At 48.7% G+C, this 659-nt stretch carries 1 protein-coding gene; it reads left to right on the forward strand.

Annotated features, from left to right (window positions below; genetic code table 11):
• Positions 1–2: 2 nt before the first annotated feature.
• A partial coding sequence (locus R7190_RS28040) for a 3-phenylpropionate MFS transporter (protein WP_318137945.1) occupies positions 3–659 on the forward strand: 657 nt, incomplete at its 3' end.

Consider the following 659-nt stretch of genomic DNA (forward strand, 5'->3'; position numbering starts at 1 on the left):
TAATGTTGAAACCTTCTCCGTATGGCTGGATTTCCCAGTACTTTCTCGGATTCTTTTTTGCGTATGGCGTTTACCTGCCATTTTGGTCGTTGTGGTTTAAAGAACAGGGCGTTTCTTCCACGGACATTGGTTTACTGGTTGGTTTAGGTTTGGCGACACGCTGCGTGGCTAACATCGTCATTACCCCTCGTGTACACCGAGTTGAACATCTAATGCCAACGTTGCGTTGGTTGAGTTTTGCTGCCCTCATTTTTGTTGGTTTCCACTTTTTTACGGGCGGAAGTTTTTGGCTTATGGCATTGGCAACGGTGTTGTTTAACTTGTGTTGTGGTCCGGTAGTACCGCTATCAGACGCGATGGCAAACTACTATGCTCGCTTGAAAATGTTGGATTACGGGCGCACGCGTTTGTGGGGTTCTATAGCCTTCATTGCGGGTTCGACGGTGGTGGGTTTCCTTGTCGCAGAATTTGGCTCGGATATGATTCTGTACACCGCGATGGTGGGGGTGTTCTTTTCATTGCTTTTCGCGAGGCGCAGCATCAATCCAATGCCTGTCACTCGCGGTGACCAGCATGCTGAACGTCCGAAATTATCGGCACTGCTTACCGAGAAATCGGTGGTGAAGTTCCTGGTTTTGGTATCGCTTATCCAAGGTAGC

The sequence above is a fragment of the Vibrio sp. 1078-1 genome (assembly GCF_033340475.1).